Genomic DNA, 26,896 nt, shown 5'->3' with positions numbered 1-26,896 from the left:
AAATGATGTTAATCATCGCAGGACACCGTGGTGCGAAAGGCAGCACCCCAGAAAACACCTTAGCAGGTTTAGATCGAGCCGCCGAACTTGGCTTAGCATGGGTGGAATTTGACTGTTTTTTGACGAAAGACCATCAACCGGTGGTCTTTCACGACGAACATCTGGAGCGTTGTAGTAACGGCCGAGGGAAGGTCGCCGACTACAGCTTAGCCCAATTACAGCACTTAGATGCGGGTTCATGGTTTGACCCACGCTTCACTGGAGAGCATATTCCCAGCCTAAGACAATACCTATTACACGCTAAACAACTTGGTTTAAAACTCAATCTGGAACTGAAATATCACCAACAGCCACGCCAACAGTTGGTTGAGGCGGTGCTCTCTGAAATTGAGCATTGTGACTTTCCCTTAAGTGATCTATTAATATCTAGTTTCGACCATCAATTGATGTTGTTCATTCATCACCACGCCCCAGAGGTCGATCTTGCTCAATTATACGAAGATATTCCGGAAAACTGGCAGTTACAGCTGCAAGACATGAATGCCGTGGCCTGCCATTGTGACTATCGTCGGCTCACACCAGAACTAGCAAAACAAATCAAACTGGCAGGTTATCGTTTGTCTACTTACACTGTAAATGAGCCCACCGAAATCACCGCATTACTGCCTTGGCTAGATATGCTTATTAGTGACTTTCCTGAGCGATTTATATGAATCATTGAGTGAGAATCGAGTTGCTGCAGGAAGCGGAACATGAATCAGGTCAGTTTATCAGCCCAACAACAACTGAAACAAATGATCCTCGATCAAGTATTAGAGTTCCTGCTGAAAGGCGACTGGCAACAACTAGAGATGAGTCATATCGCCAATCATTGCCATATAACCGAAGTAGAACTCAATGACTGCTTTCCCAATCTGCAATCGGTGACCGCAGCAATCAACAGTCGCCTCACCCGTAATTTTATTCAGCATTTAGACCTCAGTAGTCGTGAAAACCTAAGGCTCAGTTGGCTAAATAGTCTCGAATCGCCACGATTTCGAGCCATCGTGCGTTTATTCATTGATGCTTCACAGCAAAATAATATCGCTTGGCGACTAGCCAATGTAGGTTGGAGTCAATTCACCAATCATGTGGCGAGCCAACTAGGCTATCAAGCGGTCAATCAAGACTTACCTTGGTTACTGGGCAAATCGATGCTCAGTTTCATTAATCAGCGTGGTCATATTCGTCTCAAAAGTATCGACAACTAAATAGAAGTCAACAAATCACCAGGGATCAACGAATAAATTGCGGCATGTACTGGTTTACCGTAGTCAATCACTCGTGAGCGAGCTAGGCATTCAAATTGCGCATTGGCCTTTTCTGCGACCCGACGGCTGGCCCAGTTCTGCTCAGCAATCACCAACTCCAAGCGGTTGAGTTGTAAGGCATGAAAAGCATAATCAGCCATTAATTGAACCGCTTCGGTGGCGAAGCCTGAGCCACTAGCGCTAGCGCGGATCCAATAACCTAGATTGCCCGATCGGTAATTCCATTCCAGCCGATTAATGGCAATAGCCCCCACAAAACGGCCTCCTTTGTTCTCAAAGATCCCCATGTCAAAAGCAATGTTTTTAGCCAGCGCTGCTTGGCTTAAGGCCAGCCATGAACGACTCTCAGAATCAGGATAATCTTCATCCATCCAGTTAAGCCAGCGCTGACCTGACTCAGCGGTTTCACGAACAGCCTCGGCATGAGCCAGCGCATCTTCTGGCAAATAGGGTCGGATCAGTAATCGCTTACCTAGCATTCTATCCTCCTATTGGCCAACGCCACTCAATACATACCCAGCAAAGCCTAACCATGACGCAGCAAGCAATAACCAAGGCAACCATCGCCCCTCAGCTCTTGGTTTGCCGTTGTCGAGACTAGGTGATTCCTCTTGCTGCGGCGCAACATTGGCTAGTTGCTTTTTACGCAGTTTGTCGGCTTCACGCATTTTAGTCTTATGTTGCTTTTTATACTGCTCGATCCCCTTTTGGATCCCCTGCGAAATGAGCTTAGTTTGCTCTTTGGTTTGCCCAGGGCGTTGAGTTGCTTTTGCGATGCTATCTGCGGTTGCGATAGTTTCAGTAGATACTTTTACTTTACTTGGTTTTGCCACAATGCCTCCCTTTGTTTCAATTACTTTGAACCAAACTTCTCAGCAAGTCCAAACTTTCCCATCATCCTATATATTTTTTTAGCCAGTATCATCGCGATCATTTTTTTAGTCGTGACATCAGCGTACACTGAGGCACTTTTAACTCAGGGAGAAAAACGAATGAACACCCCACTGTTGGGGGCTCAAATGCTACTTGTTGCATTTGGTGCTACCACCTTAGTTCCACTTCTAACCGGTATTAGTCCAAACCTCGCCTTATTAGGTGCTGGTATTGGTACCTTAATTTTCCAACTGTGTACTCGCCGACAAATACCGATTTTTTTAGGGAGCTCATTCGCTTTCATTGGCCCCATTATTTTAGGCATCCAACAGTTTGGCCTGCCAGCCACCCTAAGCGGTTTAATGGCCGCTGGTGTGATGTTTATTATCATTAGCGCCGTAGTCAAAGTACGCGGCGTAAAAATCATCGAACGCTTCTTACCCCCAGTGGTGGTTGGTCCGGTGATTATGGTGATTGGCTTAGGCCTAGCTCCAGTTGCGGTAAATATGGCCTTAGGGAAAACCGGTGATGGCAGTGCAGTATTAGTTGATCAAGATATTGCCCTACTCATTTCTTTAGCCGCTCTATTTACCACCATCGCTGTCTCCATTTTTGCCAAAGGCATGCTCAAATTAATGCCAATTATCTGTGGTGTGGTGGTGGGTTATGTTCTGAGCTTGTTTTTTGGCCTGGTCGACTTTAGCGCGGTTGCCAGCGCTGCGTGGTTTGCCCTGCCTGAATTTGTGACTCCCGAGTTTAATTGGCAAGCCATCCTGTTTATTGCGCCAATTGGCCTGATTGTGACCATTGAACACTTCGGCGATATTCTGGCAATCTCCAACGTGACCGGGAAGAACTTCGTCGAAAACCCGGGCATTCACCGTTCATTGCTCGGTGATGGTCTTGCGACAATGACTGCCGCCAGCTTTGGTGCGCCGCCAGTGGTGAGCTACGGCGAGGTCACCGGCGCTGTGAGCCTACTCAAAACCTACAATCCGGTGATCATGACCTGGGCCGCAGTATTTGCAATCGCCTTAGCCTTTATTGGCAAAACCGGTGCACTATTACTGTCGATCCCCGTTCCGGTGATGGGCGGCATTATGTGTTTGTTATTTGGTGCAATCGCAGCCATTGGTTTAAACACCCTGATCAGCAAACAAGTTGACCTCAGCATTCCTCGCAACCTAGTGATTGTATCGGTGACTCTGGTGTTTGGGATTGGCGGGATGGCAGTAGGCCTCGGCGAGTTCACCCTAAAAGGGGTTGGTTTGTGCGGTATTGTGGCGATTATTCTGAATCTGATACTGCCACAAGAGCCAAAAACAAGCGACAAATAAACTGAAAAACGAGCTTATTAAAATGAGCTCGTTTTTAAAAAACCTCTCGATCGACTCCAAACTCAAATCAGAAATCGCAAACAGAGAGCAGATAAATGTCTAAAATGAGCTTTAACACCCTCACTATTTGATTCTTAACCCCTGAAAAAACCATAGAAAACAATATAATCAATAAAAATTAAATCACATATGGATTATATTAATTATGAAAATTAAATCATTAGTCATTACTGCTACAACTTACAGTTTATTGTTATCTTGTAATGCGATGGCAGGCCAAATAAATTTTGATGACATCATAGGCAGAGGCGTCGCGTGGGAAGCGGACCGATACTTAAATGACGAAGTTTATTTTGCCAGCGATCAAATGTATGCATGGCAAGATCCCTCACCACAATATGGGGGGCAAAATTTAGCCACTAGTGGGTTAACTTATATATATGCCGGCGCAACCAGTAGCGCCACGGGTGCCTTTAGTATTCAATTTTTTAAAAACGGGGACCTCAATAATCCAGGTGCAACAGACAACATTCAGTTTGATGTCATTGATTATATCCAAGAGCAGACGGCTAGCTGGGGATATGAAGCTTTTGATATACAGGGCAACAGCTTATTATCGGGTCTTGGTACAGGCTCTTCGGAGACTGTCAATATCAATCTCGATATCCCCATTATTCATAGCGTAACCTTTACGCCTTCAACTGATACAGATGGAATGGATAGCTTAGTATTCGGAGATGTTGTTTCAGTATCAAATAATCAAGTACCGGAACCTGCGACATTAGCTCTTTTCACTTTGGGTTTAACAGGAATTGTGTTCAGAAGAAAAAGGCCTGTAAAATGGCAATAAATATATAGTTGGCCTCTTGTAATAGTTATCCTAAAACATGCTCATTTATTGAGTGAAATCATCCCAATTTGGGTGAACAACATTCAACCGTTCGCCCTGCCTTGATTCGGATTAATCCCAATAAACATTAATGTTTACAATAGCAAAAGAGCACTGTAATTAAATGGCAAACACAATCCATTTTTCATGTTTAAACCCATAACAACACCACACAAGCGGCAGTTAAACATGACATAGTCAGATTAAAGCGTTGCCTGGCAAGCGGCGCGTTCAGCCAACGCGCGATCAGTTTCCCAAAGCTTATCCAAACCGTGGCTGTAATCGGGTTAATCATGAAAAATGATAGGATCAAGGCAGCAATTGATGGCCAGTATTGCTCCCCGGGCAGGGCAAAACTGGCAACTGCTGAAGAACTCATCATCCAGGCCTTTGGATTGAGGTACTGAAACCCCAGCGACTCAAAAAAACTCAGTGGTCTACTCATCTGCTGCTGCGCTAACTTCGTTTGCCCCAAGATCCGATAGGCCAAATACAACAGATAGACACTCCCCACAATTTTAAGCCCCCACTGCAAGGGCGGATAATGTTGAAACACCCAACTCAAACCCAGCGCCATTAATATCAACATCGTGGCAAGACCAACCGGGATCCCGGCCATTTGCGGTAGCGTGCGTTTAAAACCAAAATTAGCCCCGGAAAACGTTAATAACATATTATTGGGCCCCGGCGTCCCAGCCATGACCAACGCAAATAACAACATTGAAGTAAAAATTGCAATATCCATAAACTAGCCCCAAAAAATTGAATCGATACAATTTGTGTTTTTTGTAAAAAATATACCCACACCATTGTATTTTCACGCTAACCTAGGGTTGAAAATCAGTCAAAAGGTTTATTGTTATGATGACAATTTGGAAAAAGCTCGCGAGCGAAGGTAATAAAGCGACTCAAATCGTAGAACAAGTGAGACAATTAATTGCCGAAGGCAGCTTGGCGCAAGGTGAAAAACTCCCCCCGCAGCGACATCTGGCAGAGTGGCTTCAAGTCACGGTAGGAACCATTAGTCGCGCTTACGCTCAGGCCGAGCAACAGGGCTTAATCCAATCCAAAATGGGCAGCGGCAGCTATGTCAAACAGCCAAACGATTTTCGTCGGCAGTGGGGCAGCCTGCAGAGCAGTCATCAGCATATTGGCATGTGGCAAAATACTGCCTTTAAGCAGGCCCGGGCTAAATCGCTTTGCCAGCTGATGGAAAACTACAGCCACGCAGGTGAACAGCTGGACCAACTGTTAGATAGCGATGGCAGTCAAAATCTACTTAGCCAACGAGAAGCGCTGTGTCACTGGACCGAGCAGCAAAGTTTTCACTTTCAAGCGGAACAATTGTTCTTTAGCTATGGGGCACAGCATGGCTTGCAACTATGTCTGATTGCCATGGATTTAGTGGGCGAACGACTACTCTGCGAGTCACTATGTTATCCGGGTTTAATCACGCTGGCCAAGCAACTCAAAATCGATTTGATAGGTCTGGAACTGGATGAACAGGGGATCTGTCCAGACAGTTTGTTACAGCACATCGAGAAGTATCATCCCAGAGCACTATACCTGACGCCGACCCTGCAAAACCCTAGCGCCGCCATCATGTCTGAGCAGCGCCGCCTAGAAATTATCGAGATTTGTCAGCAACATCAGCTCATGATCATCGAAGATGACGTTTGTGGCTTGCTCCCGGAACAGCGTCCGCGCGCCATGGTTGAGCTGGCTCCCGAGCAGGTTATCTATCTGAATAGCTTTTCCAAAGGTGCTTTTAAAGGCTTGCGTTTTGCCTACTTACACGCCCCCGTGGCATTGCTCAGTGCATTCAATAGCGCGATCCGCGGCAGTTGCTGGAATATCAGCCCCTTATTGGTGGATATTGCAATTCAATGGATCCAGGCGGGTCACGCCGATCGGGCTCTGCAACAGCAAGCAAGAATGATGAATCAGCGCGCACAACTACTCCATCATCATTTGACTGGCATGGACTATACCTACCACACAGGGGGCCTGCATTGCTGGCTGCGTTTACCGCCGGGCTGGCACTGTAACACCTTTGTGCAGGCAGCCCGCCAGGCAGGCGTAGAAGTGGCCTCCGCCGAACATTTTGTGGTGGATAACCGGTCGATCCCCAATGCGGTGCGTCTATCGATAGGCCAGGCGGAGTCGAATCGGCACCTGAATCAGGCGCTGGCAGTTTTAGTGGACTTGCTCAAAACCGCCCCTTCCCCGCCACAACAGATCATTTAGCCTTGTTAACCTTGCATCTGCTCGGGTCTGTACCTAGACTAGCGCATTATCATCGGCTTTCGCCGATGCCCTTTTTATGTAAAGCCGAGACTACACTTTGTTAAGCTATCGCCACTCCTACCACGCGGGTAATTTTGCCGATGTACTGAAACACTTAGTACAACAACGGATCATTGCCTATCTCACCCAGAAAGATAAACCACTGTGCTACATCGACACTCATGCGGGTGCCGGCGCCTATAGCTTAAATAGTCCAGAGGCCAACAAAAGAAGTGAATTCGAAAATGGCATCGGCAAGTTATGGGATGCCGACGACTTGCCGGAGTTGTTAAAAAGCTATCTGAAACTGGTGAATCAATTACATCCCGAGAAAACCCGTCAGTATTATCCGGGCTCGCCGTGGATTGCCAAAATGATGCTCCGCCGCGATGATCGTTTGTTTCTGCACGAACTACACCCCAGCGAACAGGCACCACTGCACAGCCTGTTTCAACGAGATCGTCGCTGTAAGATCCGTCAAGAGAATGGCCACCAAGCTTGTATTGCTTTGATGCCACCAAAAGAACGTCGCGGCCTGGTATTGATCGATCCTTCTTACGAAGTTAAAGATGAATATCAAACGGTGGTCAAAACCCTGATTGAATCGCACAAACGCTTTGCCTCGGGTAGCTATGCACTATGGTATCCGGTGGTCGAACGCTTTCGCATCGACAAACTGGAAAAAGCGCTGCTCAACAGCGGGATCCGGAATATCCAGTTATTTGAATTAGGCATTCAACACGACAGCGACGAGTTTGGCATGACCGCCAGTGGCATGATCGTGATTAATCCGCCCTGGACCTTAATGAAAGAGATGCAACAAGTACTGCCCTACCTGGCCGACACCTTAGGCGAAAACGGCGAAGGCAACTGGCGCGCCGAAATCTTAGCCGAAGAGTAAACGACAAGGCTCCAAGAACAGCCAGCACTTGGCTGCTCTTGGATACAGCGTGAGTAAAAGCTTATTCGTCGGTGAGCTGTGAACATGAACTGCTTAGCTTGGCGCTAACTTCAAGCAAATATTTAACACCAATCCTCAGCTAAGCGCTCACTGTCATCAGCCATGCTTGGCTGCGCTCGGCAAGTAACGGCAACTCTGGCTGATATTGCCAATACCAAGCCAAGTCTAACAGCGCCACTGCATTCACTAACAAATCAAACTGAGCGCCGCTTAAACCAGAGAGCTGTTGTAACTGTTGTCGTTGCAGGAGATCGACCGGACAACGCTGAGCAACACTGGCGGCATCCCAGCCTGCCATCGAGCAAGCCGCATATTCCCAGTCCAGCACCAACAAACGCTGCTCTGGAGTCAGCAACAGATTATCTAGATGCAGATCGTGATGATTAAAGGCTACGCCACTAGGCCATTGTTGTCGCTCGAGCCATGCTAGAGCTTTAGCCCGCCAGCCTTGTGCCGGTTTGGCCTTCACATCACTAACGTAAGCCTGTAAATACTTCGGCATATCGAAAAAAGGCAGGCCCCGACCTCGCGCTGGTAATTGCTCAAGGATCGCGAGCACTTGTTGCCATAAGGTCGGTTGCTGCCACTGCTGCGCACTAACCACCTCACCAACTTGATAGTAATACAGCAAAAATTGATGACGATAACTTAAAGAATGTAAACTGATTACCCACGGAAGCCCCTCAAGCTGTTGTAATACTTCCCTTTCGCGTTGATAATCCAAGCCGTAACAAGGCTGTTGTTGATTTAAGCGTAAGACAAGCCGTTCGGTTTCCGTTTCCAGTAACCACGAGTGCTGATGACCGCCGGCCAAACGCTCAATTTTTAACAAAGGGGCGAGGTGTCGCTGCAGGTACCCGTAAATTGACGGGGGCAGCGCATTATCTAACAAATCAACATCCAACAATGGTCCAAGCGCAATCAATAATCAAGGAGTGTAAGATGAAAAAACTGCTATGGCTAGCCTGCTGTGCAATCAGCCTTGTCGGCTTTAATAGCCAAGCTAAAACACCGCTAACAGTCTATACCTACCAGAGCTTTGTCTCTGAATGGGGGCCAGGACCGGCGCTCACCAAAGCCTTTGAAAAGCAATGCGACTGTAGCATTAACTGGGTCGGCTTAGATGATGGGGTTGCCATCTTGAATCGTCTTAAATTAGAAGGCGGACGCAACCAAGCCGACGTAATTTTAGGTTTAGATACCAATCTTATTCCTGAAACAAAGGCACTAAATGCGGTGCAAGCCCACCAACTCGACTTACCTAAACTTGCCATCGATTGGCAAGATAAAGATTTTATCCCCTTCGATTACGGCTATTTTGCTTTCATCTACGATAATCAAAAACTCAAACAGCCACCGACATCGATGGATCAACTGATCAACAACTTCGATGGTACGATTTTGTATCAAGACCCTCGCACCAGTACACCGGGTCAGGGTTTAATGTTATGGGTTAAAGCCCTATATGGCGACAAGGCCAGCTCAGCCTGGCAAAAGTTACAGGCAAAAACTGTCACTGTGACCAAAGGCTGGAGTGAAGCCTATGGCATGTTTTTAAAAGGCGAAGCTGATTTAGTACTGAGCTACACCACCTCACCGGCCTACCATATAATCGTCGAACAAGAAAATCGTTACCATGCGGCAGAGTTTAGTGAAGGACATATGCGCCAAATTGAAGTGGCTGCCATTAGCGCCACTAGCAAACAACCACAGCTAGCCAAGCAGTTTTTAAGCTTCTTGTTAAGCAAAGCCGCGCAACAAACTATTGCCACCAGCAACTGGATGTTACCGGTGACAAACGACCTTGAATTACCCGAAGCCTTCGGTACATTAATCAGCCCCAAAAACCTAACGCTCGACCCACAAACTGTGAGTCAACAGCGTCAACAATGGACTAAAGAATGGCGTAATGCAGTAAGTCAATAAACGAACCTCGGTGTCTAAACTTCCCGCCCTTCTCGGCTACAGCGCGACCACGGTGATCTGTTTGATCGTGGTCGCCGCGTTCTATGGCTTAGCCGAACAAGCAACAGCGCTAAGTTGGTCAGCCTTTCACGCCCCCTACCTTTGGCGAGTGCTACGCTTTAGCCTATGGCAAGCCTTACTCTCGGCATTACTATCCTGTGTTGGCGGGGTATTAGTCGCCCGAGCCTGGTTTTATCTACCCAGCAAAACCATCCCATGGCAATTACGTTTAGCCAATTTGTGTTTTGTCAGTCCAGTGATTTTAGTGGTACTAGGATGTGTCGGAAGTTTTGGACATAATGGATTTTTGCAACACTTGAGCCCATTTTCGTGGAATATATACGGTTTACCCGGTATTTTATTGGCTCATTGTTTTCTCAATATGCCCTTAGTCGCCCGCTATTGCTACCTGCAACTAAACGATGTCCCCGCCAGCTATTGGCGCCAAGCGAAACAGCTAGGTTTTAGTGACTGGCAACGCTGGTGCAATATCGAATGGCCGTTGCTACGCTCCCGCCTCAACGGCTTGTTTGGCCTAGTTTTTCTACTTTGTTTTGGCAGCTTCACCATCGTATTAGCGTTGGGAGGAGGCCCTAAAAGTACCACGCTTGAGGTGGCGATTTATCAAGCCTTACGCTACGACTTTGACCCGCTCTTTGCACTGCAATGCGCATTGTTACAATTACTGATTGCTGCCAGTCTTGGCTGGCTCTTGCTCGGGCGAGAACAAAATGATGCGCTCCGCTTGCAGCAGTCCTACCTGGAACCAATGCCTACAAGCGCCCGACAACGCAGTAGCTATCGCCTACTGATTGCGTTCTACTATTTATTTATTCTATCAGTCATTATCGGCATTTTTAGTCCGCTGCAGCAGTTAAACTGGCAGCAACTCCCTTGGCAGCTGTGGCTCAATAGCACCTACTGGTCGCTCAATATTGCTCTGCAAAGCTGCCTATGGGTGCTACTATTAGGCACCGCTTTACTCGTCCAATATGCAAATAACCAACAGCAACAACGCCGGCAACATACCAGTAAATTGCAGGAACTACTGGCATCAATTATGTTGTTAACACCAGCGATGGTGATTACCACTGGGCTATTTTTCCTACTTATCAGCCGCGCTAACATCGACCATTACACCCAATACTTAGTCGCCCTGATTAACGCCTTAATGAGCTTGCCATTTTTTATTCGTAGCATGAAACCAGCACTCAACGATATGCTAAATCAGTATCGTAAGTTGAGTCTAAGCTTAGCACTGCCCTTCACCAGTCAGGTGCGCTACCTCGCGTGGCCCCTGCTGCGTAAACCGCTAAGCATGGCTTTAGGTTTATGCATGGTATTGTCGCTGGGAGATATGGGGGTAATCGCATTGATTGGGAATGTTGATGTGGTCAGCTTGCCGCTGTTACTCTACCAACAACTCGGCAGCTATCAGTATGCCTTAGCCAGTGCCACCGCTTTGATCCTATTACTCCTTTGCGGCGCTATATTTTTATTACTCGATATCAGTTTAGGGCGCAAGCATGTTAAAAATTGAACAACTCACTTGCCTTCGGCAACAGCAACCGTTCACTTATCAATTAACCGTTGAAGCGGGTGAAGTAGTCGCGCTACTAGGTGCCAGTGGCAGTGGTAAAAGTACGTTATTGGAGCTGATCGCTGGCTTTGTCAAGCCGAGTGCAGGCCAACTCACTTGGCAAGAGCAAGACTTGTTAAGCCTAGCAATCGCGCAGCGCCCTGTCACCTCGTTGTTCCAGCAACATAATTTGTTTCATCATCTGAGCTTAGAACAAAACATCGCCTTGGGCATTAGCCCTGCACTCAAGCTCACCCAACTGCAACAGCAACAGCTACATGAAGTTGCCTCCAGCTTAGGCATTACGAGTCTGCTCGACAAACGCCCCGACCAAGTCTCTGGTGGGCAACAACAACGCGCGGCCTTAGCGCGTTGCTTATTGCGCCAGCAACCAATTTTATTACTCGATGAGCCCTTTAGTGCCCTCGACCCTGTGCTACGCCTAGAATGCTTAGATTTAGTGAAAGATTTAGCCAAGCAATGGCAATTTGCAGTGCTCATGGTCACTCACCAATGGCAAGATGCGCAGCGCGTCGCCAAGCGAGTAGCATTTATAGAACAAGGTCAGACTCGTCAATTCGCCGCAACCGAGCACTTAGCAGCGCATCCAGCTAATGCGCACATTGCTCATTACTTAGCCTGCAGCTAATAATCCTAAAGATGAATGACAATTGGCCGATAAATTAGCGGATCAATAAAGTATCTAATTCATCGGCAAGGTCGCTCTCTATGCAAGTTAATTACAATTTACAAGCTGCCTCATTCGAATCCGTCTATAAAGCTCGAGAACGAATAGAAAATACGGCGCCTCGGCAAACCTTAACCGAATATACGGCACGGCGACAAATGAGCAACCCCGGCTCCGCTGTATTTGGCAATAACGATGTAAAACCCGGTTTAACCGCAACCCAGCTGCGTGATAGCGATGATGCAAAACAAGCCAATCGTAAACAGATCCGCGAGGCCATGGGCGCCAGTGTCGACCAATCGGCAACCCATATTCGCCTGTATTATCAATACATGGAAGAAAAAGGCACTCGTGGTCCACAACTGCTAGCAAGAGCCTGAAGAGTCAAGGCTCCTGTAAACATACACCGCTCTTTTACCAATAAAAATGATATCGAAAGCGCCAACTAAAACTGGGCAATCTGCTCGCAAACTACGGCCATATGCAGACATAACGCAGGTCGAGTACCGTAGATCATAAAGTAAAAGTTCAAATTCAGTTCTTAAAACAATCATCCCGACTTTCACTTGATAATGATTTGTTTTTAAAGCAAATTACCCCTATTCAATTGCCAACAACAGATCTATTCAAGGAAATAACGCCCCATGTCGGTTCACGTTTTAGATTGCCCAGCGAATCAACTCGGAGAAAGTCCGCTTTGGGACGCAAGCCGCAACCGGTTAATCTGGGCAGATATCAAAGCCAAAAAAGTATGCTTCTATGACTTCACCATCCAGCAGTATTCCGAAGTATTTTTGTTTGAAGAGGTTGGTTGTCTCACCTTACATCAATCTGGCGCAATTTTGCTCGCACTAGAAAATCAGCTCGGTTATTTAAGCCCCAACAACCATAACTACGTCAAGCTACAGGAGCTTGAAGCCGACCAAACCAATAATCGCTTTAATGAATCTTGCTGCGACAACTTGGGTCGATGGTGGTTTGGCAGTCAGTCACTTGATGGCCGAGCATCGATTTACAGAATGGACTTAGATGGCTCAGTCAGCCAACAGGTGTCCTCGCTATATACCGTTAACGGAATGGCCTTCGCTCCCGATGGGAAAACCCTCATGTATTCGGATTCGTTCCCGACAGAACAGCAAATATGGCAATGTGCATATGACCAACAAACTGGCCAGATCCTTGATCATCGCAAGTTCTTAAATACCACTGATTTGGATTTTAGGCCCGATGGGGCAATGTTTGATTCCCAAGCTGGCTATTGGTTGGCTGGTATTGATTCCGGTAAACTACTCAGATTCGATCTGGAACAACGACGAATTGTTGATAGTTATCAACTTCCCAGTAAGTTAGTTAGCAAATGCTGCTTTATTGGACCTCAACTTAGCACGATTGCAGTGACCTCCATTCAAGATAAGCAACGACAATCATCGGGCCATGTCTACTATTTTGACTCAAAATACACGGGCAGAGCAGCAACTTTATGCCAAGTTAAACTACCGATTTAGGCCACAAGTACCCACTCAAAATCTGAGCTAAACAGATATTAATTAGAAGCTGAGCTGCTGCTTAATATCTAAACGATGCGCTAACAAGGTATCAGCGTTATCACCATGTTCTGGGTAGTATGCCCAACCCAGCTGGAAGCTATCCAACGACACGCCTTGTAGCTGTTGCTGTAACTGCGAGCTGAGTTTTTCAGCGATGGCGGCGGCAGCGGTTTGACTGGCACCGTAAAGCAAGGCGATTAACTCGCCATCACTAAACTGAGCAATACTGTCTGAACGGCGTAATTGCTGCTGTAATACCTTGGCAACGATGGCACATACCAAAGCGGCATCATCACTTAAATAATGCAGGGTGAGAATGGCGAAAGGCTCTTGATTACGATGACTTAAGCGCATCGCCTGAATCAACAGTTCGCGGAATAAAGACGCCGACAGTAAGCCACTTTGCGGATCACGTAACTTCGCTTCATCATTAATTAAAGGGATCGTTAGCGGGAGTACACTCGCCAGTAAGACTTGCTTCCCTTGGATCGCCATTGGCACGCCATGAATACGCAGCCACTCGTCTTCAGTGTGGCAGTAATGGCAAGTAAAGGCGGTATTCGCCGATAAGCTAGCGTACAAGGCTTGTTGAAAAGCACTCCGGCAACGAGAGTCAACCCGTTTTAACCATTGCTCTACCGGTAAGCTTTCCAAATCTTGACCTTGCCAAGGGTATTTTACACTGACTAAACCCTCCGCCGCTTGGAATAACCAATAACCGCTATCATCTTCAACCACCTGATGAAAAAAACCTACTAAATCAATTTCCACCACAACCCATCCTTAATAAGCGGCTAGTAGCTAGAAGTATAGCAAAAGGGATATTTAGACTTATACAGCCCAAAAAAAGCCGAGCATGCTCGGCTTAGGGAAAGCGAAGGCGACTAAATTAATTCGAGTGCTTGCATCGCTTGGCGAATACGATTTTTAGTACTCTCGGATAAAGCCGTCACCGGTAAACGACATTCTTCTTGACACTTGTTTAGCAATGAAATCGCATATTTCGCACCCGCCGGGCTCGGTTCAATAAACATTGCTTGATGCAAGGGCAGCAATTTATCTTGAATTTGACTGGCTTTCGCATAATCCCCGTCTAAGGTGGCTTGTTGCATTTGCGCGCACAGTTTAGGAGCCACGTTGGCCGTCACCGAAATGCAGCCTTGTCCACCACTCACATTATAAGAAACAGCGGTCGCATCTTCACCACTTAACCAACAGAAATCATCGGCGATTAACTGACGCTCAAACAAAGGGCGAGACAAATCGCCAGTGGCATCTTTCACGCCAACAATCCGCGGCAACTGTGCCAGTTTAGCCATGGTAACAGGGCTCAGGTCAACCACCGCTCGTGGTGGAATATTGTATAAAACAATCGGAATATCGGTAGCATCGTGGAGCATTTTAAAATGCTGATACAAACCGTCTTGGTTCGGCCGATTATAGTAACCCGCCACGTGCAAGGTGGCATCAGCGCCGGCTAGCTGTGCAGCTTTGGTATATTCAATCGCCTCAAGTGGGTTATTCGACCCCGCACCAGCAATCACTGGAACCCGCCCTTTCGCCTGCTCAACCACTGTTTTCACCACAGCGATGTGCTCATCGTGGCTTAAGGTTGGGCTCTCGCCGGTGGTTCCGACCGGAACAATACCATGGGTACCTTGATTAATATGCCATTCAACTAACTCGCGAATCGCCGCATAATCTACTTTGCCTTCAATAAAGGGCGTCACCAACGCTACAATCGATCCTCTAAACATGCCCGCTCCATCACTTACATCAAAAATAAAAAAACCCGGTCACAGTGGCCGGGTTCAAAAAAGTTGTTACGTTTTACTCACACCCAGCCATTAACCACCCGCGTTTAATTGCGGGCCGTTTATACTTTTTAAACTCTATAACATATGGCAACAGGAAGTATCCTTAATAAAACGAATAGCTGCTAGCTAGTTTGCTTAGCTTGTATAAAAAGTCAAGTAACCTGAAAAATAAATCCGCAGAAGCCGTGATGAGATAGCCTTTTTCGGCAAAAGTTTCTATTATTGCGGCCACAAAACTGAGTAACCAAAGCCAAACTATGAACAGCTCACTGCACCCAACTAGTCAAGTACTAGCCCGTCATCAAGATTTATTTGTACAACAACATTTAGTGGTTGCAGGCCAACTCTACGATAACTACCCCAAAGAGCTGTTAGAACAAGTTGCCTCATTGCAACTATGTTGCAGCCATTATGGCCAATTTAGCTATTTTCAATCGATCGCAGATCCCAAAATAAACAGTCAGTTTTCGGCGACTCCAAAGTTAGCGACCCATAGTGACGCACTATTGTTTTACATGCCCAAGTCGAAACAGGAAGCGGCTTACTTATTCGCTTGCTTACTGCCACAGCTAAAAGTAGGTGCCGATATTTTTGTGATAGGAGAAAACCGAACTGGCGTAAAAAGCTGTGAAAAAATGTTGGCTGAATTTGGAGTGAGGCTGAATAAGATAGATAGTGCCCGACGTTGTGGCCTGTATTACGGACAACTGCAGCAAGTCGCCCTGGTTTTCTGCCCGAGCATTGGGATAGCACATTTGAAGTTCAATTAGGTGAAACGCGATTGAAAGTCAGTTCACTACCTGGCGTATTTAATCACGGTAAACTCGATGATGGCAGTCAACTTTTGCTCGAGCATTTGCCGCCACTTCACGGTAAGGTGCTCGATTTCGGTTGTGGCGCGGGCATTATTGGTGCAAGCCAAGCACTATTGTATGAAATCGATATCAGCCTGCTCGATGTAAGTGCATACGCTATCGCCAGTAGCCAAGCGACCTTAATGATAAATAACTTAAATGGAACGGTAATTGCTTCTGATGGTTTAATGGAAGTGAAACAATGCTTTGATTTTATAGTGAGTAATCCGCCTTTTCATGCAGGCATCGATACCCAGTATGAAACCACCGAAAGGTTTCTAGCGCAAGCCAAGCAACACTTAAATACACAGGGTGAGCTATGGATTGTGGCCAATAGTTTTCTAAAATACGAAACCTTAATTAAGCAGCATTTCACCTCCTATGAAAGCGTATTTGACAACAAAAAATTCAAAATTTTACGATGTTGTCACTAAAAAAATATTAATTGCTCACGGATTAATTAAAACGCAGAGTCTGCTATTTACTTTAAAGTAAATATCTGCAAACTAAACCTAGGCACAATGAAAACGATTTCAAAATACATATAAATTAAGGGACAAGGTCTAATGGCTGGAATACTTACGATGATCCTCGCTGGCGGCGAAGGCACTCGCCTCTACCCACTTACCGAAAGTCGAACCAAACCAGCGGTACCTTTTGGAGGAAGTTACCGACTCATAGACTTCGCTTTAAACAATTTTGTAAACTCTGACTTTCTAAAAATCTACGTTCTCACCCAGTTCAAATCACAATCACTCAACATTCACTTACGCCAAGCTTGGCACTTATCTGGAATTACCGATCGCTTCATCGATGCCGTACCTGCACAAATGAGAGTTGGTAAACGTTGGTATGACGGTACCGCAGATGCGATTTACCAAAATGCCCGATTTATCGAAATCAACGAACCGGAACACGTCTGTATTTTTGGCAGTGACCATATCTATAAGATGGACGTTCGACAAATGGTCGATGAACATCGTCGCAAAGAAGCGGCTTTAAGCGTCGCGGCAATTAAAGTTCCGAAAGCACAAGCAGATCAGTTCGGTATTATTGAAGTTGACGAAGAAGGTCGGATGATCGGCTTCGAAGAAAAACCCAAACAGAATCCTAAGACCATCCCCGGTGACCCCGATCATGTACTGGCATCGATGGGAAACTATGTGTTTGAAAGAAAAGTACTGCTTGAAGCCCTCTATGAAGACGCAGTCGATCCCAATTCTAGCCATGATTTCGGCAACGACATTATTCCAAAACTGTATCCTCTGGGTAAAGTTTTTGCTTATGACTTTACTCAAAATGATATCCCTGGCGAAACCACCAGCGGCTATTGGCGTGATGTAGGAACTCTCGACGCATACTGGGCTGCCCATATGGATTTGCTTGAAGAAGAGCCCCCCTTCTCGTTATATAATCCCCAGTTCCCGTTACACACTTATTACCCGCCGCTTCCGCCTGCCACCTTTAAAGATGTCGGTGATAAAAAAGTAAGTATTAGCCAATCCCTAGTGTCAGCAGGAAGTTTTGTCTTAGGCTCCGAAGTCAATCGTAGCGTACTCGGCTTTAGAAGCCATGTTCGCCCCGGCTCAGTGATCAGTGAATCGGTGTTAATTGCCAACTGTCGGATTGGTGAAGGTTGTCATATTCGTCGCGCAATTATCGACAAAAATGCAGAAATTGCCCCCGGAACAGTCATCGGAGAAAACTTAGAGGAAGACCGCAAACGTTTCACTGTATCACCAGAAGGTATTGTTGTTGTTCCGAAAAGTGCCAAGGTTGGATTTTAATCCATCGATTTGCCTTGAAAACAACCAAGCATTTACTCTAGAATCGTCACTTATGAGGAACCATTTGGTGCCTCACTAGTAAAGGAGCGACCTGTGACAGCCCATCCTGTCAGGATACTATTCTTAGCCTCTGAAGTAGAAAGCCTAGCCAAAACTGGTGGTCTTGCCGATGTAGCTAAAGCCTTACCACTTGCCTTCAAAGAGCATGGACAAGACGTAAGAATCATCATGCCTTTTTATAAAACTTTGAAACGACATGATGAGGCTGAAAAACTGCTCGACTTGCGACTACATACCGCCAATCATATAGACGATATAGAATATTCGGTATATCGTTTAATGTTAGAAGATGTGCCTGTTTATCTCATTAAACAACCAGCCTACTTCGATCGAGATCAACTTTATAGTGAAGGTGAATTTGCTTACGACGATAACGGCGAGCGTTTTTCTTTTTTCTCTCGAGCCGTTTTTCAAGTTGCCAAAGCCCTAGACTTTAAACCCGATATTTTTCATTGCAACGATTGGCATACCGCTTTAGTCCCCTACCTTCTGAAGCAAAAATACGCCCATCACCCTTTTTTCTGCAATAGTAAATCGGTGTTAACCATTCACAATGCGGCTTTTCAAGGTATCTTTGAAAAACACCAGTTCCATCTATTAGAAGGCTTAGCCGATGGCTTAGTAGATCAAATTTTAGATGGTTATAATTGTATTAATTTACTCAAAGCGGGGATCCGCTTTGCCGACAAAATCAATGCCGTTAGCGCAAATTACGCACAGGAATTACTGACCCGTTTAGGATCTCATGGATTATGTGACTACTTTGAACAACGTCGTGCCGATTTGGTTGGTATTCTCAATGGCTGCGATTATTCAGATTGGGATCCAAAAACCGATCAACTGATTCCAAGCAACTACTCTCAAAGTGATCTCAGTGGTAAAGCCGTATGTCGGCAAGCCCTGCAACTAAATGCCGACTTGCCACAAACCAATGCGCCGATCTTTGGCATGGTATGTCGCTTAACCGAGCAAAAAGGCTTTTATTTACTACTTCCAGCCTTAGAACAATTTTTACGCCACAACGTGCAGGTGATTATTGTCGGAACTGGGGATAGTGGGATCGTTGCCAAGCTACAGACTTTAGAGCAGCAATGGCCAAATAAATTGCGCTTTATTCATGCTTTTAGCAACGAGCTCGCCCACTTAGTTGAAGCTGGCGCGGATTTTTTCCTCATGCCATCTCTGTTTGAGCCATGCGGTCTCAACCAAATGTATAGCTTAGCCTATGGCACCCTCCCCATCGTTCGTGGGGTTGGTGGTTTAAAAGATACCGTGACCGACTTTGATGAAGATCCCTTGAAAGCCACAGGGCATATCTTTTATGATCCCGAACCCGCTGATTTGCTCAATACCTTGCGCCGAGCTTTACTGCTTTATTTAGAAGATTATGAAGCATTCAAAGCCATGCGTCACCGAGCAATGGAATCGCTGTTCCATTGGCAGCAATCAGTTTGGCAATATGAAGCCTTGTATAATGAAGCCCTAAATGTGGAGCCAGTTCAACATCAATAATAATATATCGTCAGGGAGTGGCGACCCTGACTATTATTATCTAACCTGAACATAAGGACTTAATTTAAGGGAATTTTTATGCGTATATCAGAGGAAGTTCATAATTTCACTGAGTTTCTCTTAGGCGAACAATTGATCGCTTTAGATGTCGAGAATCGTTGTGATCCAGAGCGTTTGCAGGATTTATGTTGCTTGGTATTAAACCGTCTTCCCCCTCGCTATATCCGCCATAATGTGGATGTGCTTAGCGCGATAAGCGATGAGGAACGGGCTCAGTTAATAGAGAAAACCAAGTTAGCGATTGAAGAAGGCTTAATATACTTGAAGCAAGACCGCCGCCAAGGTTCTCGCGACTAACGGTAGAAACTCAACAGATCTCCAGTTCAATATGAGTGCAGTCCTTAGCACAATAAATACCAGAGGCTTGGGTCTGCGATTGGCTCGGTAAAACTAGATATAAAGGCTGCCGACACTGCTCACAAGTTTTTGCCTTGCCAGCTAACACTTGTTTGATCAGCTGACGCTGCTGCTGATAAGAATTTGCACTACGTTTGTTAAGCTCTTTAAATCCAGACATTCTTTACTTCTCTTTGCGATACCCCCCAACCTTAGAGATAAGCAGAGTTCGATGCAAACGCTTTTTTGATAGCCGTACTTTATTGCTTGAGACTTGAGCCATCACACTGGTTGAATCACTGAGTTTATCTAGCTTTGCTTTTAATCAGCCCCAGAAACGATCAGTTATCTTCTCTTCCCTCTGGGTATTGTGGCAAGTCATCACTAATCTGACTCCAGTTCGCTTTATAAGCCGTATAAATATGTGCATCTGGTGCTTCATCAATATCACTATCAAGCGTACCGAGACTAAACTCGACTAATTTGCCGTTATCGTTAGCCGGAGCAAACGTAAGGCTCGAGCCGCAACGCCCACAAAACTGCCGGGTGGTCCCATTATCCGCTTTAAATTGGCGCAATAGATCTTGGCCGCTGAGCCAATGAAAATGTTCTTGTTTTGCTTCACCATAAGTGGCGTAAGCTGCGCCGTGAAACTTACGACACATACCACAATGGCAATGCCCCATTTGGGGCTCAATTTGATCCACTTGATAACGGATACCACCACACAAACATTGACCGAGATACGGACTCATCACTTACTCCTTCATTTATCATTGATATTAACCAAAACACATAGCAAGCATCTGCTCAGTTGGACTCACTCATAGAATGTGTAACCATTAGTCAGTAAACTATTACTTTTTCACAAGCCTTGCGTACGACGGCATAAGGGTAAATTTTAGATGTTAAAAATAGTTAATGGGCAAGATTTTGCCAACTTTAGCGAACAAGCTAAAGCAGCACCACGCCAACGCAGTCATCATAACTTGCACCCGTCTCATGATGCCATGGTACAACGCTTATTTATCGCAACTGAACCCAATACCTATATGCGTCCTCATCGGCATAGTGAAGCCCATAAGTGGGAACTATTCTTGGTTTTACAAGGCCAACTCGATTTACTCATCTTTAATGAGCAAGGCAAATTGACCGAACGCCATAGCTTATCTCCTGCAACCAATCGCGCTATTGAAATTCCACCACTCACCTGGCACGGCTATGCTTGCATGCAAACAGGGACTATTGGACTGGAAATCAAAGAAGGAGCCTATCAACCAACTCCCGATGAAGATTTCGCCCCTTGGTCTCCCGCAGAAAGTGATCCCAAAGCCAGTCACTATCGAGATTGGATGCGTACCGCTCAAGTCGAATAAATATCAGCTTTATATTACCTAATTATCGGCATTAAAATTAAACACTTGGTGCTGAATTATGGTTGATATACAGGCATAGGATGAATGATAAATGCCAGTTATGAGAGCGCGGGAAATCAGATAAATCCAGAAAATAACTATCGTATTGTCATCGGTTTAAACTTTTACTCTCTGATTGTACCTAGAAAAACAATGCAAGCAGCAAAACCAAAAAACGCCCTCAATGAGGGCGTTTTCACATGACATTAGCTCGCTTTAAACTTAACTCGCCAAGCATGTAATAAGGGCTCAGTATAGCCACTGGGTTGCTCGCAGCCTTTAAAGACTAGATCAAGCGCAGCCAAATAGGCACAACTGCTGGTCAAGCGACCGATCATGGGAAGATACGCAGGATCATCACTATTTTGCTGATCGACTAAAGCAGCAATAGCTTCAAAGCGTTGCATCACCAAATTTTCACTTACAACGCCATGTTTCAACCAGTTCGCCACATGCTGGCTGGATATACGCAAGGTAGCCCGGTCTTCCATTAAACCCACGCCATTAATGTCGGGGACCTTAGAACAACCTACACCTTGCTCAACCCAGCGCACCACATAACCTAAAATACCCTGAATATTATTATCCAGTTCATCCACTAGCTGCTGTTCAGTCCAATCGCTATTCACCGCCAAAGGCGGCGTTAATAACCCAGCCAAACGCGGCTCACAATGCTCACTCAATTGCTCGAGCAATTGCTGTTGGATCCCAAACACTTCCACTTGATGATAATGGATCGCATGTAAAGTTGCGGCGGTTGGAGAAGGAACCCATGCGGTACTCGCACCACTTTTAGGGTGAGCGACTTTTGCCTGCATCATATCGGCCATCATTTCTGGCATCGCCCACATTCCCTTACCGATTTGCGCCTTACCTTTTAAGCCACAACTTAAACCAGTTTCAACATTGCTCAGCTCGTAATCCTTGATCCACTGGCTTTCTTTAATCTCCCCTTTTGGCACCATCACACCTGCGCACATACTGGTGTGGATCTCATCACCAGTTCGGTCCAAGAAGCCTGTATTAATAAACACAACTCGTTGCTTCGCTTCAGCAATACAAGCCTTTAAATTCACACTGGTACGGCGTTCTTCATCCATAATACCAAGTTTAATAGTATTCTCTGCGAGGCCGAGTAATTCTTCTACAGCGGCAAATAACTGATTGCTAAAGGCAACTTCTTCAGGGCCATGCATCTTCGGTTTGACGATATAAATCGACCCTTCTCTGGAATTTCGATAAGGGCTATTGCCGAGTAAGTCGTGCTTGGCAATTAAGCTGGTAAATACCGCATCTAGCAAACCTTCAGGCACTTGATTGCCTTCGCTATCGAGTATCAGGTCACTATTCATTAAGTGCCCAACATTACGCACAAACATCAGGGAGCGACCACTCAGGCTAAAACCATGTCCCTGCGGATTAAGGTAATGACGATTTGCATTCAATGAGCGAGTAATCGTTTCCCCGTTTTTAACCAGTTGCTCACTCAAGCTACCTTGCATTAAACCTAACCAATTACGGTACACCGCAACTTTATCTTCTGCGTCAACCGCAGCAATCGAGTCTTCACAGTCCATAATAGTGGTTAAAGCCGCTTCTAATACAATATCTTTGATTGACGCATTATCGCTAGAACCAATCAAATGCTCGCCATCAAACTGAATTTCAAGATGCAAACCGTGGTGTTTAAGCAAGATCGCACTAGGGGCTTCGGCCTCGCCTTGATAGCCAGCCAATTGAGCGGCTTCAGCTAAGGTGGTATTTGAACCATCACTTAATCTTACCAACAATCCACCCGCTAACACGCTGTATTTACAAGCGTTGGCATGACTACCGTGCGTTAAGGGGCAAAACTTATCGAGCAAGGCGCGACCATAGGCAATAACCGCCGCCCCCCGTTCTGGATTATATTGCTGAGTCGGCGCTAATGTTCCCTCTTGTGAAATCACATCGGTCCCATATAAAGCGTCGTATAAACTGCCCCAGCGAGCATTCGCCGCATTCAAGGCGTAACGTGCATTCATCACCGGAACCACTAACTGCGGGCCAGCTAATACCGCCAACTCGGGATCCACTTTGTTGGTATCCAAGCTCACCGCTTGAGGGACTTCAACCAAATAACCGATATCTTTAAGGAACTGCTGATAAGACTCGGCATCAATGGGCGCGGGATGTTGCTGATGCCACTGATCAATCTGGGATTGTAAATGCTCACGCTTGCTCAGTAACTGCCGATTACGAGGAATGAACTGCTGTAAATATTGTTCGAGTTTAGGCCAAAAATCTGCTTGTTCGACTCCCGTCCCGGGCAATACTTGCTGATTGATAAATTGGTAAAGTAAATTCGATACTTTGAAATGTTCGAGCGGAAGGTAGTTCGATTCCTTGTTGATTTGCGTATCCATCAAATGCTCCCTTAAATTTATAGTTATAATTTATTTCGCGTTAGCTCATGCTTCGCGTTTAGTTATTGTGACCTTGTTCAACCTTGCTTCTATCTCATAGCAAATTTACATATTCGAATAAGTATCATCCCATAAAAAGAAACAACATAACAATCAGCCAAATGTCGTATGCACCATAATACAGCGTTTCACCAATCTTTTTCAAACACTCGTTTAAATCAACTCGCTATGAGCTGTTTACAATACTAAACAACAAATACTAATAATATGATTTTATTAAGTAAAAACATCTTTAGTGCAATAAGTAACGACTCGACATTCCATCACCGCGACCCGGTTTAACTCAAAGCCCAGCGTAACCTTATCTGCTCAGCCACACCGCTGGGTAAGCATCTCTTAGTCATGTGAGGGATACTTATGGCACATCATTGTAGTAAACGAATTGTAGCAGCGGACTGCGCTTTGCCAGCTCACGAATGTGGCAAACTTTATGAGTCAATGTGGCATGGCCATTTGGCAATGACAACTGCACCTGAATTTGCTCGTGAATACCCAATACTCTACCATCTTAATTATTTACCAATACGCTTCAGCTTTCTGCGACTTGGCTTGGTTTACCAAAGCTGGATTGAAGTATGGTTCACCAAGCCCAAGCTGCTAACCATCATTATGTCAGTAATTTTGTGCTCACTTCGCTTAATTGAAAGAGATTGGAGCAAGCATCCAAATAGACACTTCACGAGGAAATCACCCAATACCATCTCAACCGATAATTATTGGCGCTCAACGCTTACTTTCGATACAACAGGCAAGACACCACAAAACTAGCATGATGCAGCTGCCTGTCAAAACCGATGGCTCACTCACTGCGGATGGCTCTTTGTAGGGAGCGAACATTGGGTATATACGGGAAGCCTACAACTATCGAGCTGTTTATTGCCAGGATTGGTCAAGCTGACTTACCGCCTCGGCTCAGCTGAGCTAAGCTAAGCTAAATTAGGTTCTGCTGTTTGTGAGAAGCAAAATGAATACCGTCAAACCCTTAAGTAAACCAGCAATCATAGTGGGATTAAAAAACCTGCCCAATTGGCAATATAAAGAAGGTTTTATTAGCAAAGACTATCAATTTAAAAATTTTATTGAAGCATTTGAGTTTATGAGCCGAGTGGCCAATTACGCAGAACAACAACAGCATCATCCCAACTGGAGCAATACCTACAACCGAGTCAATATTCGCCTCACAACCCACGAATGTAAAGGGGTCAGTGATCGTGATTTCAAGTTAGCCAAACTCATTGAACAACTATTCACCCAGTATTATTGAGTCAAGTGAGGTTGTTTGAGGATGATATTCCATCATCGCTAAATATCCTGCGAACCGCTTGTTGAAGCTCTGGGAGCAAACGCTGTTCAAACCATGGGTTGTTGCGCAACCAATGCCGATTACGCGGAGAAGGATGAGGTAAAGGCCAATAACCCTTCATGCTATGCTCAGAATAGTTCGCCACATTCTCGGTTAAATTTGATTGGGTTGATCTGACTAAATAGCGAGCCTGGGCATAGCGCCCCACCAACAAGGTCATTTCAACTTTAGTTAAGCTCGCCATGATGGCGGTATGCCATTGTTCATAACAAACCACTGGCGGTGGCAAGTCGCCTTGTGTTCCTTTACCGGGATAACAAAACGCACAAGGTACAATTGCAACGCAATGCGGATCATAAAATATTTGCTCACTAATACCCAGCCACTGCCGCAATCGCTTGCCACTCGCATCATCCCAAGGAACCCCAGTTTGATGGACTTTGCTCCCCGGTGCTTGACCAATGATCAGCAATCGCGCATCTACACTCGCTTGGATCACTGGCCGAGGTACCAATTGAGCTTGGCACAAACGGCATGCTCGAATATCACTTAACAATTTTGTTAGAGATTGAGTCTGATGATCAGCAGTCATTGATCTGAGCACCTAAGGACAAGGGATCCGATATTCATCCCCTAAATACTGCAAGCGCGCCTCAAGTTCTTCGGAGATCACCAGTTCAACACTCATTAAGTTCTCTTTAAGTTGCTCCAGTGAGGTAGCCCCAATAATATTCGAGCCAACAAAACTCCGCTGATTCACAAAGGCTAGCGCAAGCTGCACAGGGCTAAGTGCAAACTCTTGCGCCAAATCAACATAAGCTTGAATCGCCTTATGCGCAACTTCGGAACCATAACGAGCAAAACGTTTATATAAGGTTAAACGAGCGCCTTCCGGCCATTGATTGTTTAGATACTTGCCTGACAAGGCCCCAAAGGCCAAAGGCGAGTACGCCAATAAAGGGACATTTTCCCGATGAGAGATCTCGGCCAAGCCCACTTCATAGCTTCGATTTAATAAATTGTAAGGATTTTGGATTGATATAATCTTTGGTAAGTTGTGTTTCTCGGCCAATTGCAAATAACGCATCATCCCCCAAGGTGTTTCATTAGAGATGCCGATATAACGAACTTTTCCTGATTTGACTAAATCGGCCAATGCCTCAAGCGTTTCAATAATCGGCGTTTGTGGCATTCCTTCTTGATGTTGGTAATTAAGCTGACCAAAGAAGTTACTTGCTCTATCCGGCCAATGTACTTGGTACAGATCCAAATAATCAGTTTGCAAACGACTTAACGAATCCTCAACCGCCTGATGGATACTATTCCAGTTCAAGGACATATCCGAGCGAATATACCCCCCGCGATCAGACTTAGAGGGCGCAGCCACTTTCGAGGCTAACACCACCTCATCACGATTATCACGCAATTTCAGATAGTTTCCGATGATGGTTTCGGTATCTCCCTGGCTATTTTCTCGAGGAGGTACTGGATACATCTCGGCGGTATCGATAAAATTAACGCCCTTACCAAGCGCATAGTCCAACTGAGCAAAGGCTTCGGCCTGAGTATTTTGTTCGCCCCAAGTCATCGTTCCTAAACAAATTTCACTCACCTCTAAATGAGAACTACCCAAACGCCGATATCTCATATTTATATCCTCAAACCCGTCACCTCAAAATACCATGTTAACGCCAATCCCAGCGAAGAGTAAAATATGACTGATTAATCAATAGTTGTGAATCATTTGTTGAGCTAAATCTATTTTTCTATAAATATTAAGATCATATTGGTGATCTATCGGATACTTCCATATTAATTTTTTAGTTATTATAAAACGGTACGACTTAAAACA

Annotated in this window: 29 protein-coding genes; 18 read left to right on the top strand and 11 right to left on the bottom strand. The window is 45.5% G+C overall.

Going from position 1 to position 26,896, the window contains the following annotated elements:
- Positions 1–2: 2 nt before the first annotated feature.
- Both ACRRSW_RS06075 and ACRRSW_RS06070 read left to right on the top strand, forming a co-directional pair.
- Positions 3–713: a glycerophosphodiester phosphodiesterase family protein gene (locus tag ACRRSW_RS06075; RefSeq protein WP_432454088.1), complete on the top strand. Its 711-nt coding sequence runs from the start codon at positions 3–5 to the stop codon at positions 711–713.
- Positions 714–752: 39 nt separating this feature from the next.
- The gene (locus tag ACRRSW_RS06070) at positions 753–1,250 is read left to right on the top strand and encodes a hypothetical protein (RefSeq protein ID WP_432454089.1); all 498 of its coding nucleotides are present in this window, start codon (positions 753–755) and stop codon (positions 1,248–1,250) included.
- On the opposite strand, the gene ACRRSW_RS06065 is transcribed toward ACRRSW_RS06070, so the two are convergent.
- Positions 1,247–1,789, bottom strand: a complete 543-nt coding sequence (locus ACRRSW_RS06065; protein ID WP_432454090.1) for a GNAT family N-acetyltransferase — start codon at positions 1,787–1,789, stop codon at positions 1,247–1,249. The two genes, ACRRSW_RS06070 and ACRRSW_RS06065, sit on opposite strands and share 4 nt — an antisense overlap.
- Before the next feature lie 9 nt (positions 1,790–1,798).
- On the bottom strand, positions 1,799–2,143 hold the full coding sequence (locus ACRRSW_RS06060; protein WP_432454091.1) for a DUF2956 domain-containing protein: 345 nt from the start codon (positions 2,141–2,143) through the stop codon (positions 1,799–1,801).
- Positions 2,144–2,302: 159 nt separating this feature from the next.
- Here ACRRSW_RS06060 and ACRRSW_RS06055 point away from each other — a divergent pair, with 159 nt between their 5' ends.
- Positions 2,303–3,520, top strand: coding sequence for a uracil-xanthine permease family protein (locus tag ACRRSW_RS06055; protein WP_432454092.1), 1,218 nt, complete (start codon positions 2,303–2,305; stop codon positions 3,518–3,520).
- A gap of 205 nt (positions 3,521–3,725) precedes the next feature.
- Positions 3,726–4,370, top strand: a complete 645-nt coding sequence (locus ACRRSW_RS06050) for a PEP-CTERM sorting domain-containing protein (protein WP_432454093.1) — start codon at positions 3,726–3,728, stop codon at positions 4,368–4,370.
- A 190-nt stretch (positions 4,371–4,560) separates the two neighbouring features.
- On the opposite strand, the gene ACRRSW_RS06045 is transcribed toward ACRRSW_RS06050, so the two are convergent.
- A complete protein-coding gene (locus ACRRSW_RS06045; protein ID WP_432454094.1) occupies positions 4,561–5,154 on the bottom strand; it encodes a LysE family translocator in 594 nt (197 codons plus the stop codon).
- Between the two features lie 116 nt (positions 5,155–5,270).
- Here ACRRSW_RS06045 and ACRRSW_RS06040 point away from each other — a divergent pair, with 116 nt between their 5' ends.
- Both ACRRSW_RS06040 and ACRRSW_RS06035 read left to right on the top strand, forming a co-directional pair.
- Positions 5,271–6,656 (top strand): PLP-dependent aminotransferase family protein, encoded by a 1,386-nt coding sequence (locus tag ACRRSW_RS06040; protein WP_432458878.1) that lies wholly within the window; start codon positions 5,271–5,273, stop codon positions 6,654–6,656.
- 97 nt (positions 6,657–6,753) lie between these two features.
- Positions 6,754–7,596: a 23S rRNA (adenine(2030)-N(6))-methyltransferase RlmJ gene (locus tag ACRRSW_RS06035; protein WP_432454096.1), complete on the top strand. Its 843-nt coding sequence runs from the start codon at positions 6,754–6,756 to the stop codon at positions 7,594–7,596.
- A 139-nt stretch (positions 7,597–7,735) separates the two neighbouring features.
- Here the strand turns inward: ACRRSW_RS06035 and ACRRSW_RS06030 are convergent, their stop codons facing one another.
- Positions 7,736–8,548: a phosphotransferase gene (locus tag ACRRSW_RS06030; RefSeq protein ID WP_432454097.1), complete on the bottom strand. Its 813-nt coding sequence runs from the start codon at positions 8,546–8,548 to the stop codon at positions 7,736–7,738.
- A gap of 50 nt (positions 8,549–8,598) precedes the next feature.
- On the opposite strand from ACRRSW_RS06030, the gene thiB reads away from it, so the two are divergent.
- From thiB to ACRRSW_RS06005, 5 genes are all read left to right on the top strand, one after another.
- Entirely contained in the window at positions 8,599–9,582 is a 984-nt protein-coding gene (thiB, locus tag ACRRSW_RS06025; RefSeq protein ID WP_432454098.1) for a thiamine ABC transporter substrate binding subunit, read from the top strand.
- 10 nt (positions 9,583–9,592) lie between these two features.
- Positions 9,593–11,161 carry an ABC transporter permease subunit gene (locus ACRRSW_RS06020; protein ID WP_432454099.1) on the top strand — a complete coding sequence of 523 codons (1,569 nt, stop codon included), beginning with the start codon at positions 9,593–9,595 and terminating at the stop codon, positions 11,159–11,161.
- Positions 11,148–11,849, top strand: coding sequence for a thiamine ABC transporter ATP-binding protein (gene thiQ / locus ACRRSW_RS06015; RefSeq protein ID WP_432454100.1), 702 nt, complete (start codon positions 11,148–11,150; stop codon positions 11,847–11,849). The genes ACRRSW_RS06020 and thiQ overlap by 14 nt, the downstream gene beginning before the upstream one ends.
- Positions 11,850–11,929: 80 nt before the next feature.
- Positions 11,930–12,268 (top strand): hypothetical protein, encoded by a 339-nt coding sequence (locus tag ACRRSW_RS06010; protein ID WP_432454101.1) that lies wholly within the window; start codon positions 11,930–11,932, stop codon positions 12,266–12,268.
- 264 nt (positions 12,269–12,532) lie between these two features.
- Positions 12,533–13,393, top strand: a complete 861-nt coding sequence (locus tag ACRRSW_RS06005) for an SMP-30/gluconolactonase/LRE family protein (protein ID WP_432458877.1) — start codon at positions 12,533–12,535, stop codon at positions 13,391–13,393.
- Positions 13,394–13,435: 42 nt separating this feature from the next.
- Here ACRRSW_RS06005 and ACRRSW_RS06000 read toward each other — a convergent pair whose 3' ends face one another.
- Positions 13,436–14,209 (bottom strand): diguanylate cyclase domain-containing protein, encoded by a 774-nt coding sequence (locus tag ACRRSW_RS06000; protein WP_432464525.1) that lies wholly within the window; start codon positions 14,207–14,209, stop codon positions 13,436–13,438.
- A 110-nt stretch (positions 14,210–14,319) separates the two neighbouring features.
- Positions 14,320–15,192 carry a 4-hydroxy-tetrahydrodipicolinate synthase gene (gene dapA / locus ACRRSW_RS05995; protein WP_432454104.1) on the bottom strand — a complete coding sequence of 291 codons (873 nt, stop codon included), beginning with the start codon at positions 15,190–15,192 and terminating at the stop codon, positions 14,320–14,322.
- 317 nt (positions 15,193–15,509) lie between these two features.
- On the opposite strand from dapA, the gene ACRRSW_RS05990 reads away from it, so the two are divergent.
- From ACRRSW_RS05990 to ACRRSW_RS05970, 5 genes are all read left to right on the top strand, one after another.
- A complete protein-coding gene (locus ACRRSW_RS05990) occupies positions 15,510–16,022 on the top strand; it encodes a hypothetical protein (RefSeq protein ID WP_432458876.1) in 513 nt (170 codons plus the stop codon).
- Positions 16,023–16,033: 11 nt separating this feature from the next.
- Positions 16,034–16,540 (top strand): class I SAM-dependent methyltransferase, encoded by a 507-nt coding sequence (locus ACRRSW_RS05985; protein ID WP_432458875.1) that lies wholly within the window; start codon positions 16,034–16,036, stop codon positions 16,538–16,540.
- Positions 16,541–16,672: 132 nt separating this feature from the next.
- Complete coding sequence (gene glgC / locus ACRRSW_RS05980) at positions 16,673–17,893, top strand: glucose-1-phosphate adenylyltransferase (RefSeq protein ID WP_432454106.1); 1,221 nt, start codon at positions 16,673–16,675, stop codon at positions 17,891–17,893.
- A 93-nt stretch (positions 17,894–17,986) separates the two neighbouring features.
- The gene (gene glgA / locus ACRRSW_RS05975; RefSeq protein WP_432458874.1) at positions 17,987–19,465 is read left to right on the top strand and encodes a glycogen synthase GlgA; all 1,479 of its coding nucleotides are present in this window, start codon (positions 17,987–17,989) and stop codon (positions 19,463–19,465) included.
- A gap of 78 nt (positions 19,466–19,543) precedes the next feature.
- Positions 19,544–19,822, top strand: a complete 279-nt coding sequence (locus ACRRSW_RS05970) for a late competence development ComFB family protein (protein WP_432454108.1) — start codon at positions 19,544–19,546, stop codon at positions 19,820–19,822.
- A 10-nt stretch (positions 19,823–19,832) separates the two neighbouring features.
- On the opposite strand, the gene ACRRSW_RS05965 is transcribed toward ACRRSW_RS05970, so the two are convergent.
- Complete coding sequence (locus ACRRSW_RS05965) at positions 19,833–20,042, bottom strand: hypothetical protein (RefSeq protein ID WP_432454109.1); 210 nt, start codon at positions 20,040–20,042, stop codon at positions 19,833–19,835.
- Between the two features lie 160 nt (positions 20,043–20,202).
- Positions 20,203–20,616 carry a GFA family protein gene (locus ACRRSW_RS05960; protein WP_432454110.1) on the bottom strand — a complete coding sequence of 138 codons (414 nt, stop codon included), beginning with the start codon at positions 20,614–20,616 and terminating at the stop codon, positions 20,203–20,205.
- A gap of 150 nt (positions 20,617–20,766) precedes the next feature.
- Here ACRRSW_RS05960 and ACRRSW_RS05955 point away from each other — a divergent pair, with 150 nt between their 5' ends.
- Complete coding sequence (locus ACRRSW_RS05955) at positions 20,767–21,237, top strand: WbuC family cupin fold metalloprotein (RefSeq protein ID WP_432454111.1); 471 nt, start codon at positions 20,767–20,769, stop codon at positions 21,235–21,237.
- Positions 21,238–21,482: 245 nt separating this feature from the next.
- Here the strand turns inward: ACRRSW_RS05955 and ACRRSW_RS05950 are convergent, their stop codons facing one another.
- On the bottom strand, positions 21,483–23,681 hold the full coding sequence (locus tag ACRRSW_RS05950; protein WP_432458873.1) for a malate synthase G: 2,199 nt from the start codon (positions 23,679–23,681) through the stop codon (positions 21,483–21,485).
- Positions 23,682–24,705: 1,024 nt separating this feature from the next.
- Here ACRRSW_RS05950 and ACRRSW_RS05945 point away from each other — a divergent pair.
- Positions 24,706–25,005 carry a 4a-hydroxytetrahydrobiopterin dehydratase gene (locus ACRRSW_RS05945; protein WP_432458872.1) on the top strand — a complete coding sequence of 100 codons (300 nt, stop codon included), beginning with the start codon at positions 24,706–24,708 and terminating at the stop codon, positions 25,003–25,005.
- Position 25,006: 1 nt separating this feature from the next.
- Here ACRRSW_RS05945 and ACRRSW_RS05940 read toward each other — a convergent pair whose 3' ends face one another.
- Both ACRRSW_RS05940 and ACRRSW_RS05935 read right to left on the bottom strand, forming a co-directional pair.
- The gene (locus ACRRSW_RS05940; protein ID WP_432458871.1) at positions 25,007–25,636 is read right to left on the bottom strand and encodes a uracil-DNA glycosylase family protein; all 630 of its coding nucleotides are present in this window, start codon (positions 25,634–25,636) and stop codon (positions 25,007–25,009) included.
- A 12-nt stretch (positions 25,637–25,648) separates the two neighbouring features.
- The gene (locus tag ACRRSW_RS05935; protein WP_432458870.1) at positions 25,649–26,692 is read right to left on the bottom strand and encodes an NADP(H)-dependent aldo-keto reductase; all 1,044 of its coding nucleotides are present in this window, start codon (positions 26,690–26,692) and stop codon (positions 25,649–25,651) included.
- Between the last annotated feature and the right edge of the window lie 204 nt (positions 26,693–26,896).

Origin of the sequence: Agarivorans sp. QJM3NY_25, from assembly GCF_050870875.2 — a bacterium.
Lineage (GTDB): Bacteria > Pseudomonadota > Gammaproteobacteria > Enterobacterales > Celerinatantimonadaceae > Agarivorans.
The sequence above is the reverse complement of the archived record's forward strand: the minus strand, read 5'-3'. Positions and strand labels throughout refer to the sequence as shown.